Annotated in this window: 16 protein-coding genes; 14 read left to right on the plus strand and 2 right to left on the minus strand. The window is 65.9% G+C overall.

Annotated elements, in window-relative coordinates:
• Window positions 1-13 precede the first annotated feature (13 nt).
• From MX571_RS20150 to MX571_RS20185, 8 genes are all read left to right on the plus strand, one after another.
• A complete protein-coding gene (locus MX571_RS20150; RefSeq protein ID WP_247420737.1) occupies window positions 14-163 on the plus strand; it encodes a DUF7512 family protein in 150 nt (49 codons plus the stop codon).
• Between the two features lie 17 nt (window positions 164-180).
• Complete coding sequence (locus tag MX571_RS20155) at window positions 181-1,161, plus strand: sulfite exporter TauE/SafE family protein (protein ID WP_368409084.1); 981 nt, start codon at window positions 181-183, stop codon at window positions 1,159-1,161.
• Window positions 1,162-1,227: 66 nt separating this feature from the next.
• Window positions 1,228-1,632 (plus strand): helix-turn-helix domain-containing protein, encoded by a 405-nt coding sequence (locus MX571_RS20160; RefSeq protein WP_247420742.1) that lies wholly within the window; start codon window positions 1,228-1,230, stop codon window positions 1,630-1,632.
• Window positions 1,633-1,731: 99 nt separating this feature from the next.
• On the plus strand, window positions 1,732-2,856 hold the full coding sequence (locus MX571_RS20165; protein ID WP_247420745.1) for an MBL fold metallo-hydrolase: 1,125 nt from the start codon (window positions 1,732-1,734) through the stop codon (window positions 2,854-2,856).
• A gap of 21 nt (window positions 2,857-2,877) precedes the next feature.
• Window positions 2,878-4,155 carry an MFS transporter gene (locus MX571_RS20170; protein WP_247420747.1) on the plus strand — a complete coding sequence of 426 codons (1,278 nt, stop codon included), beginning with the start codon at window positions 2,878-2,880 and terminating at the stop codon, window positions 4,153-4,155.
• A 24-nt stretch (window positions 4,156-4,179) separates the two neighbouring features.
• Window positions 4,180-4,335 (plus strand): hypothetical protein, encoded by a 156-nt coding sequence (locus MX571_RS20175; protein WP_247420750.1) that lies wholly within the window; start codon window positions 4,180-4,182, stop codon window positions 4,333-4,335.
• A 238-nt stretch (window positions 4,336-4,573) separates the two neighbouring features.
• Complete coding sequence (locus MX571_RS20180; protein ID WP_247420752.1) at window positions 4,574-4,876, plus strand: hypothetical protein; 303 nt, start codon at window positions 4,574-4,576, stop codon at window positions 4,874-4,876.
• Window positions 4,877-5,404 carry a PIN domain-containing protein gene (locus MX571_RS20185; RefSeq protein WP_247420755.1) on the plus strand — a complete coding sequence of 176 codons (528 nt, stop codon included), beginning with the start codon at window positions 4,877-4,879 and terminating at the stop codon, window positions 5,402-5,404. It begins immediately after the preceding gene.
• Window positions 5,405-5,466: 62 nt separating this feature from the next.
• On the opposite strand, the gene MX571_RS20190 is transcribed toward MX571_RS20185, so the two are convergent.
• Window positions 5,467-6,084, minus strand: a complete 618-nt coding sequence (locus MX571_RS20190) for a class I SAM-dependent methyltransferase (protein ID WP_247420757.1) — start codon at window positions 6,082-6,084, stop codon at window positions 5,467-5,469.
• A gap of 730 nt (window positions 6,085-6,814) precedes the next feature.
• Here MX571_RS20190 and MX571_RS20195 point away from each other — a divergent pair.
• The 4 genes from MX571_RS20195 (at window position 6,815) to MX571_RS20210 (ending at window position 12,852) form a co-directional block, all read left to right on the plus strand.
• A complete protein-coding gene (locus MX571_RS20195) occupies window positions 6,815-7,558 on the plus strand; it encodes a DUF7260 family protein (RefSeq protein WP_247420760.1) in 744 nt (247 codons plus the stop codon).
• A gap of 1,417 nt (window positions 7,559-8,975) precedes the next feature.
• Window positions 8,976-10,250: an orc1/cdc6 family replication initiation protein gene (locus tag MX571_RS20200; protein WP_247420762.1), complete on the plus strand. Its 1,275-nt coding sequence runs from the start codon at window positions 8,976-8,978 to the stop codon at window positions 10,248-10,250.
• A gap of 335 nt (window positions 10,251-10,585) precedes the next feature.
• Window positions 10,586-11,683: a Gfo/Idh/MocA family protein gene (locus tag MX571_RS20205; protein ID WP_247420764.1), complete on the plus strand. Its 1,098-nt coding sequence runs from the start codon at window positions 10,586-10,588 to the stop codon at window positions 11,681-11,683.
• Between the two features lie 152 nt (window positions 11,684-11,835).
• Window positions 11,836-12,852 (plus strand): NAD-dependent epimerase/dehydratase family protein, encoded by a 1,017-nt coding sequence (locus MX571_RS20210; RefSeq protein ID WP_247420769.1) that lies wholly within the window; start codon window positions 11,836-11,838, stop codon window positions 12,850-12,852.
• Window positions 12,853-12,907: 55 nt separating this feature from the next.
• Here the strand turns inward: MX571_RS20210 and MX571_RS20215 are convergent, their stop codons facing one another.
• Window positions 12,908-13,903, minus strand: a complete 996-nt coding sequence (locus MX571_RS20215; protein WP_247420772.1) for an aldo/keto reductase — start codon at window positions 13,901-13,903, stop codon at window positions 12,908-12,910.
• 133 nt (window positions 13,904-14,036) lie between these two features.
• Between MX571_RS20215 and MX571_RS20220 the strand changes: the two genes are divergently transcribed.
• Complete coding sequence (locus tag MX571_RS20220; protein WP_247420775.1) at window positions 14,037-14,771, plus strand: sugar phosphate isomerase/epimerase family protein; 735 nt, start codon at window positions 14,037-14,039, stop codon at window positions 14,769-14,771.
• A gap of 368 nt (window positions 14,772-15,139) precedes the next feature.
• On the plus strand, window positions 15,140-16,132 hold the full coding sequence (locus tag MX571_RS20225) for an aldo/keto reductase (protein ID WP_247420778.1): 993 nt from the start codon (window positions 15,140-15,142) through the stop codon (window positions 16,130-16,132).
• The last annotated feature ends 476 nt before the right edge of the window (window positions 16,133-16,608 follow it).

Raw genomic sequence — 16,608 nt, forward strand, 5'->3', positions numbered from 1 at the left:
GAAAACACGTAACATGTCCGTAATCGGAGTCTTGAGCGGGTCGACAGGTGCGGTAACGACGGTCGGTCTCGTCCTCGGGGAGGCGTTAGTGCTGTACGTGGGGTACGGCGTCCTCGACGGTCTCGTCAGGAGCAGGGTGCTCGACGCGGCCGGAGGTGAGTGAGGATGGAACTCCTCGGGATGAGTCTGCTGCTGGTCGCGACGTTCGTCGGCTTCGGGCTGCTCATCGGGACGCTGTTCGGATTCTTCGGGATGGGCGGCTCGTTCCTCGTGACACCGGCGTTGCTCGTCGTGGGCTACCCCTCGACGGTCGCCGTCGGGAGCGGCCTCGCGTTCGTCTTCGGGACGAGCGTCATCGGCGCGCTCCGCCACCGCGACCACGGGCAGGTCGACTACAAACTCGCGGCCATCATGACCGCGGCCATGACCCTCGGCATCGAAGGCGGGAAGAGCGTCGTCTTCCTCCTCGACGCGAGCGGGATGGCCGACCTCGTCATCAACGTCGCGTACGTCGGTCTGCTCGCTGCCGTCGGTCTGTTCACGCTCCACGACGCGTGGTCCGACGACGAGGGGTCGGACGGCGGCGACCTCGCCGACCGCGTCCAGGCCATCCACGTCCCACCGATGGTGACACTGCGCGGAGGCGTCCGCGTCTCGGGGAGTATCGTCTTCGCCATCGGTCTCGTCATCGGCGTCCTCTCGGGGTTCCTGGGCGTCGGTGGCGGCTTCCTCCTGATGCCGGCGATGATGTACGGCCTCGGTGTCCCGGCCGCAATCGCCGTCGGGACGGACATCTTCCAGATCACCATATCCGGCGCGTTCGGCGCGTTCACGTACGCGCAGTCCGGGGCGGTCGCGCTCCCCGTCGTCGGGTTCCTGCTCCTCGGGAGCGCGCTCGGGGCCCGAATCGGGGCGGGCGCGACGAACCTCGTCGACGAGGCTGACATCAAAGGGTACTTCGCCGCCATGCTCCTCGCCGGGAGCGCCGCCGTCGCCGCCAACAGGCTCGGAACGGTCTACGGTATCGACCTCCTCAACACGCTGAGTACGGTGCTCATCTTCGGGGCGGCGCTGCTGGTGAGCGGTGCGGTCGTCCTCGCCGCCGTCTGTCAGCTCCGGAACGACCAGAGCGGGACGTGGTGTCGGCTCACCACGTCGTAACCCTGCGGAGTATTGCATCGAGCTTACAAAGTCTTTTGGCCACTCGCTCCCTACGTTCTACCACTCATGGCCGACTCGATGAACGAGATGCTCCGGAAGGACATGGCGTGTGAGGGCCTGCTGGAGTGTTTCCACGACCTCAAGGCCCTCGACAGGGAGATTTTCCAGCTGCTCAGCGAGCGACGGGAGCCGCTCACCGTCGACGAGATCGCCGAACGGGTCGACCGAGAGCGGTCGACTGCCTACCGTGGTATCCAGCGGCTCCTCCAAGCTGGCTTCATCCAGAAAGAGCAGGTGAACTACGACCACGGCGGCTACTACCACGTCTACCGGCTGCGTGACGCCGACGAGGTCGCCCGCGAGATGCAGCGGACGCTCAACGACTGGTACGCGAAGATGGGACAGCTCATCGGCGAGTTCGAGGAGAAGTACGGCGAGGACCTCCACTCGCCCGCTCCTGCCGAGAGCTGAATCGGACGTCGACGAGCACCGATACCGCCGACCGCACGCTGAGTTGTCGACCGTCTCATCAACGCATTTATCCCCGTCCGGCAGCTACTATTGCGTGTAATGCACAATACAGACATCGAAGCATCCGAGGTCGCGCGCCGTATCGCCGACGAGGACAGCGAGGACCTGTTCGTCCTCGACGTGCGCAACGAGGACGACTACGAGGAGTGGCCGATCCCCGAGAGCAGGAACCTCCCGATCTACGACGAACTGCTCGACCACGACTTCTCCGGACTGGAGGCACACCTCGAGGACCTCCCCGAGGACGAGGAGATCGCCGTGGTCTGTGTTGGCGGCATCACCTCCGCCCGTGCCGCCGAGTTCCTCCGCGACGAGGGCTTCGACGCGAAGTCCATCCCCGACGGGATGAACGCCTGGGGACGGGTCCACCGCGAGTACGAACCCGCCGCCGTCGACGGCGTCGTGCAGGTCGTCCGTCCCGGGACCGGGTGCGTCTCGTACCTCGTCCACGACGACGGTGAGGCCGTGGTCGTCGACCCCTCACAGTACGTAGACCGGTACCTGAACGCCGTCGACGAGCGCGACCTGGAGATCGTCGGCGTCGCGGACACCCACGCGCACGCGGACCACGTCTCGGGTGCACGACGCCTCGCCGGGGAACTCGACGTCCCCTACTACCTCCACGGCGAGGACACCGGCGACCTCGGCGGGACGACCGAGCTAGCGGACGGCGACACGATTCCGGTCGGGAACCGCGAACTCGACGTCAGCCACACGCCCGGCCACACCCCCGGCAGCGTCTCCTTCGAGTACGGCGACGCCCTGCTCTCGGGTGACACGCTGTTCCTCCGGAGCGTCGGCCGCCCCGACCTGGAGGACGGCGGCGAGGACGCGATTCGCGAGGCGTCCGACCGCCTGTTCGACAGCCTCGACGACCTCACCGACCGCTCCGACGACACGGTCGTCCTCCCCGGCCACTTCAGCGACGAGGAGGTGCGACCGCTCGCGACCGACCTCGGCGACCTGCTGGCCGAGTCCACCAACGAACTGCTGAGCTACGTCGAAGATGGCGACGAGGAGGCGTTCGTCGAGACCATCGTCGAGAGCCTCGCCGACGAACCGGCGAACTACAACGAGATCAAGCAGATCAACTGGGGCAAGGAGCAACCCGGGAGCGACGTCGAGTCGCTCGAACTCGGCCCGAACAACTGCGCCGCGAACTGAAGGCCCTCTCTGTCCCTTCCAATGTCGTACGCACAGGGAATCAGGCGCAACTGGACGCAGTTCTCGCTCCAGTTGCTGACGGTCTTCGCGGTCGGACTCACCATCGGAGCGGAACGGAACGTCGTGCCCGTCCTCGGTCGAGACGTGCTCGGCGTCGAGTCCGTGTTCGTCGTCGGGGCGTTCGTGATGAGCTTCGGGTTCGTGAAGGCCCTGCTCAACCTCTACGGTGGGAAGTGGTCCGAGTCCTACGGCCGGAAACCGGTACTCGTGGCCGGCTGGGTCGTCGCCCTCCCGATTCCGGTCATCCTCGTCCTCGCGCCGAACTGGTGGTGGGTCACCGTCGGGAACGTCCTCCTGGGCGTCAACCAGGGGCTCGCCTGGAGCATGAGCGTGAACGCGAAGATCGACCTCGCGGGGAGCGACGCCCGCGGCTTCGCCGTCGGTCTGGACGAAGCGTTCGGCTACGGCGGCGTCGCCGTCGGGTCGTGGGTCACCGGCGTCATCGCGGCCCGCTACGGTTTGCGCCCCGAACCGTTCTACTTCCTGGCTGGGGTCGTCCTGCTCGGCCTCCTCGTCGCGGTCCTGTTCGTCGACGAGACGCTCCCGTACGCGCGAGCGGAAGCCGACGAGGAGACGACTGACGAGGACGCCGATCTGCCGTTCCGCGAGGTCCTGAAGCGGGCGACCTACGGGGACAGGACGCTGCTCGCGGCGTCGCAGGCGGGGAGCGTCGAGAAGTTCGTCGACGCGCTCGTCTGGATAGCGTACCCGCTGTACCTGACGACGGCCGGGCTCTCCGTCGCGCAGGTCGGCGTGGTCGTCGGCGTCTACGGCGGCGTCTGGGGCCTCCTCCAGCTGTACACGGGTCGGCTCGCCGACCGAATCGGGCGTCGCCCGCCGGTGGTCGCCGGGATGTTCGTCGCCGGTGCGGGCGTCTTGCTCACGGCCGTCGTCGACGGCTACTGGCTCTGGACCGGCGCGGCGGCCGTGACCGGCGTCGGGATGGCGCTCCTCTACCCGAACCTCATCACGGTCGTCGGCGACGCTGCCCACCCGTCGTGGCGGGCGACGGGTCTCGGCGTGTACCGGATGTGGCGCGACGCCGGCTACGGGTTCGGTGCAGTCCTCATCGGCGTGACCGCCGACCTGCTGTCGACGGCTGCCGCCTTCTACGTCGTCGCCGCGGCGATGTTCCTCTCGGGAGCGGTCACGCTCCTCTGGATGCGCGAGACCCACCCCGACCGCGAGGCGAGTAGTCCGACCGCGACCGACCCCGCGGGCCCGACCGACACCGACTGACCTCGATTCCATGGCCGAACCCCGATGACCGAACTCCCAGTCCAGTACGTCTCGAACGACTCCGAGACACCCCTAGCCGTCCTGCTCGACCTGCTGGCGCTGGACACGCAGAACCCGCCGGGCGAGACACGAGAGCCATCGTCGACTACCTCGAACGCCGATTCCACCCGCTGCCCGTGACCCTCGAACGGGTCGAGGTCGACCCCGCGAAGCCGAACTTGGTCGCGACATCCCGACCCGAGTTGGACTCGTGACCACACGGTCACTCCTGGAGGTCTGGCAAGCGACTCGCGTGGAGTCGTCGTCGAACGGAGTGCCGCCTGGAGACGAGAGTACCGAGGTCGACGGTACGCGAATCGACCTGGCTCACAACGTACACACGACAAGAGCCAAGTACGCTGGCTCACAACGTACACACATGAGTTCGGAGAAGAAGCGCGTCCAGTTCCGTGCGCCCCATCGACTCATCGACCGGACGGACGCGCTGGCGACCGTACTCGGCGAGGACCGAACCGACGTCCTCGTGACCGCGCTTCGCGAGTACCTGCAGGAGGCGGCCCACGACGACGCTCTCGTCCAGGAGATAGCGGGCGCGTACTACGACGACGAGATCAGCTATGAGCAGCTGAAGGCGCTCGTCGGGGCGGAGGAGGCCGCGAACGTCCGCGTACTGAAACAGCAGCTCGACGAGGGGTACGTCGACGACCTCGCGGAACTCTGAATGGCGGTGCTGGTCGCGGACACGTTGGCACTCGTCAGCCTCGGGGTCGTCGCAGTTGGTGACAGTGAAGCCGTGGAAGCCGACCCGCTGGCGCTCTGTCTCGACGCGTACGACGTCCGCGCGCCCGACGAGGTGGTCGACGAACTCGACGAGATGGGGTCGTACGACGACCGGCACGGACGGGCGGCGCAGGCCGTTCTCGACCGTGTCGGGGAGATGACCGTCCAGTCGGTCGAACTGGACGCCGACTTCCCGCTCGACGACGGCGAGAACGCGGCGGTGACGCTCGCGAACGAGACCCAAGCCGACCTCTTCCTCTGTGACGAGTTCAACCGCCTCGGTCTCGTGCACGCGTCGCTGGCCGACACTCGCCTCGTCACGACGCCGACGCTCCTCTCGGTGTTCGTGCGTGCGGGCCGACTCGAACCCGACGACGCGCGTGCACTCCTCGACGACGTCAGCGAGTCGCGTAGCTGGGGCGCAAACAGCTACGTCCAGCGGGCACGCTCGCTGCTCGACGCTGAGTGAGTTCAGACTCGTCCACCGTCTGCCGACGACCCCCGTTCTCGGTCGGTGAATGGGGGAATCGGTCAGGGGACGCGGAACACGCGGATGGTGTCGCGGTTGGTCGGCTCACAGAGGAGTTGCGCGGCCCCGCGTTCGGTGAAGACGTGCTTCCAGTCGCGGTGGTACAGCGGGAACTCGTCGTTGACGCAACTGACCTCTCGTCCGTCGCGGCCGCGCTGTGGGCTGTTCCCTTCGTTCTCGGCCGTTATCAGCAGGTCGCCGGTGACCCGAAGCAGCTCCTCGAACACCCAGTCGTCGTCCGGGTGGACGTGCTGGAGCGTCTCGACGGAGTAGACGACGTCGAACGTGTCGTCGGGGAACTCAGGTACGAGACTCTCGATGGCCCCGGTGTGGAACGTCCCGGTCTCGGCCAGTCGGGGGTAGTGGTCGGCCATCACGTCGAACGACTCGTCGTTGAGGTCGATGCCGGTGAGGTTCTCGAACCCCTCGTCCAGGAGGTGCGCGAGGTGCCGCCCGGAACTACAGCCCACTTCGAGGACCGCCGCGTTTTCGTCGACGTAGTAGTCGAACACGTTCGACAGCGTCTCGCTCACCTCGTTCGGCCCGATGTGGGCGTAGTACGCGGGAGAGAACTCTCCCGAACGTTCGGCCCACCCACGATGGTTCTCCTCCGGGTCCATATCGACAGTCGGGACGCGCAGGGAGTTAAGGCCGGTCGTCGCGGCCTGGCGGTCCGCACTCCCGAGCCGTTTCGGTCCGTGCTCGCGACGACAGCGGCGACGTGCTGAGGCGTCCGCACTGCTCGGCAGAGTCCGGTGCCGCCGACGAATCGCGCCGTCGTCCGCCGGGTCGGCCCTGACCAGCCACGAGCAGTCGGTGTCGCGCTCATCCTGCTAGCTTCTCGACGAGGTCTCCCTCTGAGAGCCGACTCACTCTCGGAGTCCCCTCCTCCGAGCGGGAACGAGCGGACGGAACACGCGTCGGGAGGAAGTACAGCAATGAATGAATACAGTGAACACAACAGATGAACCCAAGCGATGAATGTTTGTTAGTGTCTTCTCTCCAGGAGGAGACGACGTCAGTGGAGGGGTTCATCCGTGGACGGACTCGAGACGAGAGTGTGGAGTCACCGGGGAACTGTCGACCTGCTGGGACGGCCAGAAACGATATCACCGAGTGACGCGCGTCTGGGTGAACGGACACCCGGTGTGGAACGAGTCCGGTAGAGGCGACACAGTGCTCGTGATTGTGAGACGTGTCTGTTATACCAACTTTATCACAAGCGGGAAGGAACACGGACCACTGCAAGGGTAAAATACAAATTTTAGTCACGTGTTAGCACACAGTGTACAGCCACAGTCGCTGGGTCGTGTCCTCGGGCCCGGGCGATGGCCGTTCGAGGAGCCAACTATGCATCGCCACACACTCGCGCCGCTCTCTGCGGCGCAACAGCGAGTCGCCACCGAGCGAGACCAGATCCGGGACGAACTGGAGGCGTTCGAGTCGTTCGCGGAGAGAGTCGCCGACATCGACGTCCAGCAGCCCCAGGGTGGACCATCACGGTCGGTCCAGCGGACCGTCGTGACGAACCAGCAGCGGACGCCGCTCCAGCGCCTTCGGTCGGCGTTCCGGGAGACGGTGATGGCGGTCCCACACTTCGAGGAGGTGTACGACGAACCGCTGCTCGTCCACGTGGACGGCGAACTCGGTAGCGACGTCGCGGCGAGTTTCCAGAACGGCGGGACGTTCTCGGAACCGCTCAAACGGGCGATCGGGAGCGGTGTCGCACAGGCCGTCGAACGCCGGAGTACCGTGCTCGAGCATCTGGACGACGAGATCGACTCGCTGGCTGACGCGCTGTCGGAGTTACTGGCCGTCACGGAGACGATGGACGAACTGATGGCGGCGGACGGTGACGTCGACGGTCGGTTGCGGGACGTCGAAGACCGGATTCGGTCGGTCCTTCTCGAACGGCAGGCGCTCATCCACGGCCGGCGGTCGACGTTCTCCGCGACCGGCACCGACCTCTGTACCTACCTCTACGGTGAGTCGGGCGGGTGGACGTACCCCGTGTTGTCCGTGACGGCCTCGCTCCAGCGGGACGCCGACGCCCTCGAACGGCGGACGGGAGCGGACCAGCTCTCCGCGCCGTGAATCCTCGGTGAACGAAATACGCCCTCCTCGGTGGTCGTGGCCGGTCGGAGTGTGGCAGTCGGGAGTAGCGATTCGAACGGGGCAGGCACACCCCTCGTCAAGAGTGTAACGGGAGGGAGTGTGGGGGGAGGGGTGGACTGGAAACGAAGGTCGGCGACGAGAAGGGGAAGCGCGAGATACTCGGTACGACGGTTATACAGGCCGAATTCTGGAGATATATCGCGGCGGAGCGTCAGCAGGATGAGCTTGACCAGAGACTCCGGATCGTGTGAAGCCGAACGAATGCCGCCTTCGTTCTTCGTTAGCTACGAATGCACTTGTCGAGATGTTAACACCGCTATAGTATAAACCCACTAGATACAAATCTATCTCTAGACAAGTCTCTCGTCAACACATTCTCATCGGTTGTACTAGGTAACAACCGTAACGAGATCGAGGGGTGATTCGTCCATCGTCCAACCGAGATTCGTCGGTAACCGCTGGCTGCTGGTCGCTCTCCTTCGTTCTACCGCTGACGATGCTACGTCGAGGAACGCTATCGCACCGTCCCAGGCACCCACCTCCACACGTTTACACTCTTGACGAGGGGTGTGGGTGGTCGGAGGCTTCGACAGGAAGAGCGCCGAACGTCCCATTCCCACGGCGCTGAACCGACCACCACTCGACCGAACGGTGGCTCAGATACACTCTTGACGAGGGGTGTACGACGCACGTCAGACGTTACCGCCTCACTACGATCACCCACGAGTCACTGGAGTCGTGGCGGTCGGTCGTTACACTTTGGACGAGGGGTGTGCTACCGGGCGGACGGCAGTAGCGGTCGTTCCACTGTTACACTCTTGGTGAGGGGCCCCGGTCGAGAGAGCCGCACTTCGAAACGAGTGGAATCGGACCACGAACCAGCCGGAGAGGGTCTCGGCGAGTGCACAGGACCGGGAGAGAGTGGGGTCTACGGGCCGCAATACGCCGGTTACCGAACGAACCCTGCACGCTGATTGGTCAGTACGACTCCGTGGGGAGTTCGAGCGTTCCAGAGCGACCCGTGACGAGATTCCAAATCCTCGATCAGTGAACCGGACCTTCGAAGAGTCCCTCACCCGACTCTCACGTTACACTCTTGACCAGGGGTGTGCCCTCCACCCTACCCCGCCGTGGGAGTGCGGTTTGGACCCGGCGCGTCGTAGTCCCCTCCGGCCCACGCTCGAAATCGATACCGGACGAGTCGGCGCGCCGGCGTCCTTTCCCTCTCCCATCGTGCCGACCTCCTGCCTCACGGCTCGCTATCACTCTGGACTGACCCCTCGTCAGCCCTACACCCGTCGGTGAGTCAGTCGTCTGCTCGGGTGTCACCGACTGATTTACACTCTTGGTCGGGTCCGAACAGTTAAGTACTGGGCCTCCTCTGTACGAAGCAGACATGGCCGACGACCCCTCAACGCTCTCGGACTTCGACGACCGGTTCGAGGACCCCGCGGAAGACCCCCTGTTCAGCCTCGACGAGAACACGGGCCGGGTCGACATCTTCTCGCGGAAGGAACTCCTGAAGGTCGGACACGTCCCCGAGAGCACGCGTATCGTCGGTCGAGACGACGAGATAGAGGCCGTCGCGGCCGAACTGCGGCCGATCGTCCACGCCGACCCGCCGAACAACGTCATGATCTACGGGAAGACGGGGACCGGGAAGTCCCTCGTCGCACGGCACGTCACCGAGCGCGCGCGCGCCGCGGCGGAGAACAACGGGGTCTCGGTCGGAACCGTCTACGTCGACTGCGCACAGCACAACACGCAGACGCGCGTCGCGCGGACGGTCACGCGGACGCTCAACGAGACGGACGTCACCGACTTCAACATCCCGCGGACCGGTATCGGGAGCGGCGAGTACTACGACTACCTCTGGGAGATACTCAACGCGGCGTTCGACGCGGCGATCATCATCCTCGACGAGGTCGACCGGTTGGACGACGACGACATCCTGATGCAGCTCACGCGCGCCCGCGAGTCGGGGAAGGCCGACTGTCACCTCGGCGTCGTCGCCGTGAGCAACAAGATCGAGTACCGCAACCAGCTGAACGAACGCGTCAAGTCGAGCCTCAGGGAGGAGGAGTTCGTCTTCCAGCCCTACGACGCGAATCAGCTCCGCGAGATAATGGAACACCGGCGCGACGCGTTCCACGACGACGTTCTCTCCAGCGACGTCATCCCGCTCACCGCGGCCGTCGCCGCACAGGAACACGGCGACGCCCGCAAAGCCATCGAGATACTGCGTCACGCGGGCGAACTCGCCGAACGGGCGAACGTCTCCACGGTGACGGAGGACCACGTCCGCGACGCCCAGGAGTGGGCGGAGGTCGACCGGTTCGAGGAGCTCCTTCGCGGGTCGACGACGCAGGTGAAGTTCATACTGTACTCGCTGGCGGTGCTGACCGAGGAGAACCCCGATATGGACGGGTTCTCGACCAGCCGCATCTACGAACGGTACCAGGCGACCACGAACGAGACGAACGCGACTGCCCTCAGCGAGCACCGGGTGTACGAACTGCTCAAGGAACAGGCGTTTCTCGGCGTCGTCGAGTCGACGCGGACCGGCGGTGGTCGGGGCCAGGGGAGTTACCTCGAACACCGACTCGTGCAGGACACCGGCATCGTCCTCAAATCCGTCCTGCGAGACAACCGGCTGAAGGACCTCGCCTGACCGGTCGCTCGTGAATCACTGTTCCTCCCGAGACGTCACCGCTCCTCGTGAGAACGTGGCGTGCGGGGTCTCTATGGACAACGCTACACCGGTCACTAGTCGGCGTCGTGGAATGGGATCAGACTAGGTAGCCTAGGCTGTCTCCCGCACGCCGGGTCGTCGTTAGGCGAGGGGGGTGATAAATGTTGACACGAACTGCACGCCGAATAGGTCCCGGTTGGGGTGGTCGCCACGAGGGCCATTTTCCGAGACGCAGCGAGCGGCCGTCGGAGGACCGAGCCACGTTCGACGCCGAAACCGATTTGCTACTGCTCGTCGCAGTGTCTCGACAGCAGATGAGTGAGTACACCGTCGCAGTCATCGGAACTGGTCCCGACCCGGCGAACCCCACCGTCCAGGGGTTCGCGATGGGGTACCGACACGCCGAGGCGTACCGGAACGACGACCGCTGTCGGCTGGTCGCCTGCGCGGACGTCGTCCCGGAGAACGGCCGGGCGTTCGCAGAGGAGTTCGACGTCGCCGCCGACCACGTCTACGAGGACTACCAGCGGCTGGTCGCCGAGGTGTCGCCCGACATCGTCTCGGTGTGCGTGCCACCCGCCATTCACGAGGACATCGTGGTCGGCTGTGCGACCAGCGGTGCGGTCGGTGCGATTCACTGCGAGAAGCCGATGGCCCACACCTGGGCGAGCGCCCAGCGGATGGTCCAGACGTGCTGGCGGCGGGGCGTACAGCTGACGTTCAACCGACAGCGCCGGTTCGGCAAGCCGTTCACCGAGGCGAAACGGCTCCTCGACGAGGGGGCGGTCGGCCCGCTCCGGCGCGTCGAGGTCGGCTGGGGCGACTTCTACGACACCGGCGCACACACGGTCGACCTCGCGGGGATGTTCAACGATGAACACCCCGCCGAGTGGGTCATCGCGCAACTCGACTACCGCGAGGAGGACCTGCGGTTCGGTGCGCATCAGGAAAACCAGATGTGGGCGCAGTGGCGCTACGAGAACGGCGTCCACGGCGTCCTCTCGACCGGCGAGGGGTCGTCGCTCGTCGACGCCGCACTCGCCCTCCACGGTGCCGACGGGACCATCCGTATCGACGTTCGGGACGGCCCGATGCTCGACGTGCGGCGGGACGGCACCCGCGAGACCGTCGACGTCGACGGCGAGACGATGCACGGGACGCCGGCCGACGAGGGCCGGTTCGGGTCGCAGCTACAGGACCGCTCCGTCGGGAGCGTCGTCCACGCCCTCGACACAGGCGAGGAATCGCCACTTTCGGGCCGAATCGGACTCAACACCGCCGAGATACTGTTCGGCGGCTACGAGTCGGTGCGCCGACGCGCGCGCGTCGACCTCCCGCTGGACGTCGACGACAACCCGTTCGAGGCGATGGTCGCAGACGGCGACCTCACGCCGGAACCAGCCGACGACTGACTGGTCGGCGGTCGGAGCTGCAGACGTCCCGGCGCCGGTACCGTATCCTCCCTTGGCCGTATTCCTCCCTTCGCCGTGTTCACCTCCCGTTGCCGTGTCCACCTCCCGTCGCCGTGTCCACCTTTACGGTCACGCGTGCCGAACGTCGAGCAATGCACGTCCTCGTGGTCGGCGGCACCGGCCTCATCAGCACCGGCATCACGCGCTCGCTCGTCGCTGCGGGTCACGACGTCACCTGTCTCACCCGGGGCGAGACGGACGCCGCTGTCCCGAGTTCCGTCGAGTTCGTCCACGCCGACCGCAACGACCACGACCAGTTCGCCGACCAGGTCGGGAGTCTCGACGTCGACTGCGTCGTCGACATGGTCTGTTTCACCCCCGAGCAGGCCCGCCACGCGGTCGAGACGTTCGCGGGCGACGTCGAGCAGTACGTCTTCTGTTCCACCATCGACGTCTACCACCGGCCCCCCGAGCGCAACCCCGTCACCGAGTCGGCCGCCCGTTCGCCGCCGGTCAGCGAGTACGGACGGGACAAGGCCGCCGCCGAGGACGAGTTCTTCGACGCCCACGGCGACGCGTTCGCGACGACCGTCCTCAGACCGTGGGACACCTACGGCGACGGCGAGACGATGCGCCACACGCTCGGCACCGGGTCTTACTACGTCGACCGGATCCGGAAGGGGAAACCCATCGTCGTCCACGGCGACGGCACGTCGCTGTGGGCCTCGTGTCACCGCGACGACGTGGCCCGCGCGTTCGTCGGCGCGGTCGGCAACCGCGACGCCTACGGCGAGGCCTACCACGTCACCGGGGAGGAGGCCATCACGTGGAACCAGTACCACCACCGTGTCGCTCGGGCGCTCGACGCACCGGACCCGGACCTCGTCCACATCCCGACCGAGCATCTGTTCGCGGCGGTGCCCGACCGGACGGAGATGCTGGACAAACACTTCCAGTACTCGGCCATGTTCGACAACGCGAAGGCGCGACGCGACCTCGGGTTCACCTACTCGATTCCGCTCGAAGAGGGCGTCCGCCGGACCGTCGCGTGGCTGGACGACCACGACGCCGTCGACCCGTGGGACAGCGAAGACGACGACGCCATCGTCGACGCGTGGCGCGAGACGACCGACGAGTTCCAGGCTGCCGTCGAACGACGACGCAGGTAATCTGCACGAGTCAGCCGCACGGGTCCCCCGTCCCCGAGATGATTCTGGAGAGGCTTCAGTACCGGTCGCCGCCCTCGTCGTAGCGCGCCTCCTCGATGCGGTCGAACTGCCCCCCGCTCAGGTCAACGTCGAGCGCACCGAGGTTCTCGTCTAGCTGGTCGACGGTCCGCGCACCGACGATGGGGACACAGGAGAACTCCGGCTGGTCGACGAGCCAGCGCAGGGCGACCTGTGCCGGAGTCGAGCCCGTCTCGTCGGCCACCTCGCGGAGCGCGTTGAGGACCTCCCAGCCGCGGTCCGAGACGTAGTAGTCCGTGAACAGTTCGTCCAGGTCGCCTCGCGACCCCTCGGGGGAGACGACGTCGCGGCTGCCGTCGCCCGCGCGTTCGTACTTCCCGGTCAGGAACCCACCAGCGAGCGGGGAGTACGGGCAGACCGCGAGGTCCTGGTCGGCACAGACGTCGAGGTAGTCCGCCACGTCGTCGCGGTACGCCGCGTGGAACAGCGGCTGGGTCACCTCGAACCGGTCGAGGCCGTCGACGTCGGCCGTCCACAGCGCCTTCGTCAGTTGCCACGCCGCCATCGTCGACGCGCCGAGGTAGTGGACCTTCCCCTCCGCGACGAGGTCGTTGAGCGCCCGCAAGGTCGTCTCGATGGGCGTTCCCTCGTCCCAGCGGTGGATGTAGTAGACGTCGATGTAGTCGGTGTCGAGGCGGTCGAGCGTCCCCTCGATCTCCGCGCGGACGTTCTTCCGCGAGAGGTTCTCCTGGAAGCGCGACTCCTGTGACCAGTACAGTTTCGAGGCGACGACGTAGTCCTCGCGGTCGCGGTCGTCGAGCCACTCGCCGATCCAGCGCTCGGAGTCGCCCTCGCCGTAGCCGTTCGCGGTGTCGATGAAGTTCCCGCCGCGCTCGTCGAACGCGTCGAGGAGGGTGTGGGCCTCCTCGCGGTCGGTCTCCACGACGCCGTCGTGTGCTTTCCCGAAGCGCCACGTGCCGAGGCAGAGGGGCGACACCTGCAGTCCCGTCGAGCCGAGTCGAACGTAGTCCATCACGTTCGACACGCCTCGCCCAGAGTGTATAAACGGTCGGACGGCGGCGAGCGAGGGATGGGCCGACCGGCCGGCTCCGACTCGCGGATACGGACCACCGGGACTTATCGACCCGACCCTCGTCCGTCGCGGTATGACGCAGATTGGGTTCCAGCTGTACAGTCTCCACGACGTCGACGACCCGCTTCCGACCGTCCTCGAACGGGTCGGTGAGACGCGGTTCGACGGCGTCGAGTTCGCGGGTATCCCCGAGGCGACGGAACGCGACGCCGTCGAGTCGACGCTCGACGAGACCGGTCTGGACGTCGCTGGAGCGCACGTCGGCCTCGAAGAGGTCGAAGGCGACCACGCGGCACTCGCGGAGGTCTGTGGGTCGCTCGACTGTTCGGACGTCGTCGTCCCCTGGCTCGACCCGGAGGAGTTCGAGGACCGCGACTCGGTGGGGGCGGTCGCCACGCGGTTGAACGATGCGTCGGCCACCCTCGCGGACCACGGACTCTCCCTCCACTACCACAACCACTCCCAGGAGTTCACCGACCTCGACGGCCGCCCGGCCATCGACACGCTCCTCGAACTGACCGATGGCGTCGGGTTCGAACTCGACCTCGGCTGGGCGGGTGCAGCGGGGTACGACCCGCTGACGGTCCTCGACCGCCACGCCGAACGTATCGACATCGCGCACCTGAAGGACTACGACGCGGAGACCGGCGAACCCGCCGAGGTCGGCCGAGGGGACCTGGACGTCGAAGCGGTCGTCGACGCGGTCCGGTCTCACGACGTCGACTGGCTGGTCTACGAGGTCGAACAGCGACCCGACACCTACGACGCGCTCGACTACGCGGACGATATCGTCGCGTCCTACTGGTAGAGCGCACTCGGGTCTCACGTCGCCTGGCTATCCGGCACGAACTCCCGACCGAACGCGTCGGGCTGAAAGCAGCGTACACCATCGGTGCACTCGGTGACGGCTCGGAACGAACCGTTCATCTGGTCTGAACGCCGAGAATCGTCACGCGGCCGTACGAGAGCGACCGGTGGTCGAACCTATCAATGTTCGATGACGACCCCGTTCGGTAGTAGTGAACGCGTCGCGGGACGACTCGGTCGGCGAGTGGGCGCCCCGACCACTCCTCTGCATCCTCGGTCGTCACTCCCGATGTCGTCCATCGGATTCGAACTACCAGACGCGGATGCCGGGGGGAGAACGGTTTACTGACGGGAGCGAGAACGTCGGCCATGGAACGACGCGAACTCGGTACGACGGGCTACGACGTCACTGAGGTCGGTCTCGGGACGTGGAACATCGGCGGAGACTGGGGGGACGTGTCGGACGAAGCGGGGCGTGAGGCGGTCCGAACCGCGCTCGACGCCGGTATCGACTTCCTCGACACGGCGGACGTCTACGGCGACGGACGTAGCGAGCGCCACATCGGCACGGTCCTGGACGAGGACGACTACGACCGCTCCGACGTCACCGTGGCGACGAAGGCCGGTCGACGACTCGACCCCCACACGGCCGAGGACTACGACCACGACCACCTCGAACGGTTCGTCGACCGGAGTCTGGAGAACCTGGGGACCGACACGCTCGACCTGCTACAGCTCCACTGCCCGCCGACCGAGGCGTACTACCAGCCGTCGACGTTCGAAGCGCTCGAATCGCTGGCGTCGTCCGGGAAGATAGCCAGCTACGGAGTCAGCGTCGAGAAGGTCGAGGAGGCGCTGAAGGCCATCGAGTACCCCGGCGTCGAGACGGTCCAGATCATCTTCAACCCGTTCCGGCAGCGTCCGGCCGACCTGCTCTTCCGGGAGGCGAAGCGTCGCGACGTCGGCGTCATCGTTCGCGTCCCCCTCGCCTCCGGGCTGCTGACCGGCCAGCTAGACGCTGACAGCGAGTTCGCCGAGGACGACCACCGCAACTTCAACCGGGAGGGCGAGGCGTTCGACCGCGGCGAGACGTTCGCCGGACTCCCGTTCGACCGAGGGCTGGACGCCGTCGAGGCGCTTCGACCGCACGTCCCCGACGACGTCACGCTGGCACAGTTCGCGCTGCGCTGGATACTCGACCACGAAGCGGTCACGACCGTCATCCCCGGGTCGACGTCGCCCGAGCACATTCGCGACAACGTCGCCGTCGCCGACGTCCCTCCGCTCTCGAACCAGACCCACGGCGCAGTCCGGGACGTCTACGAGGAGTACGTCTACGACGACGTCCACCACGCCTGGTAAGGGCTGACAGCACCGCTTCGAGCGGTGCAACGAGTAGGATACCCAATCTGCATCGATTCAGTATCGTGGAACACCGGCCGGCTCTCGATGGCGCCTTCCGTGACCTCTGGAGTGGCGGGTACGAGAGGCATCGTTCTCGGAGCGTCGGTGGCGTCTTCAGGAGACATCCCCGAGAATGCGCGCGTCGTGAGAGTCGCGGAACGAGCGGTTCGCCTCTCTCCACAACTGGACGGTTGGAACACAATCGTGCCAAAATAGCGCCGAAAGTGACGAACATTTCTATTCTATTCATATATAAAAACACGAGGTTAAAGCTAAACTGTTGACCAAATATGATAGAGTAGTCTGAGAAGACTCATTTACGGAATATGTATGTGCAACTACTGACTGTATGGCGATATCTGAAAGCATTTTACTTTACGACGTTTGTGTTCTCAACGTCGGGTTTCCACCTATTGCCCCGGCCGTCGTCGCGG

Source organism: Halomarina salina, from assembly GCF_023074835.1.
Taxonomy (GTDB): Archaea; Halobacteriota; Halobacteria; order Halobacteriales; family Haloarculaceae; genus Halomarina; species Halomarina salina.